This window comes from Halomonas sp. SIMBA_159, assembly GCF_046536035.1.
Classification (GTDB): Bacteria; Pseudomonadota; Gammaproteobacteria; order Pseudomonadales; family Halomonadaceae; genus Vreelandella; species Vreelandella venusta_A.
The window spans coordinates 1-266 of record NZ_JAWJBT010000735.1 but is presented as its reverse complement, the minus strand read 5'-3'; the positions used below and the strand labels follow the sequence as shown (position 1 = coordinate 266).

General features: G+C 66.9%; 1 protein-coding gene. It reads left to right on the top strand.

Features of this window, described 5'->3' with window-relative positions:
- Positions 1-266, top strand: a 266-nt coding sequence (locus R0J87_RS21140) for a hypothetical protein (RefSeq protein WP_498888733.1), incomplete at both ends; no start/stop codon positions are given.

Sequence of the window (266 nt, the reverse complement as noted above, 5' to 3'; positions counted from 1 at the left end):
GACCGACCGGGAACTGCGCTATGTGCAGGCGGCGCTGGTGATCTCGCGCGACTATCACGGGCTGCTCGATGCCGAGTGGGGCAGCGGTAGCCAGGGCGCGCTCGAGGACTACACCGACCGGCGTTTCGGCACGCGGCGGCCCCGCTTTCGCCACCTGCGCCCGCTTCTGGCCGCGTTCGAACGGGAATGGCGCGACGCAGGCTGGGAAGAGATACATTTCGACGACATCAACCTTTCGATCGCGCTGCCTGCAGGGATCCTCGAAC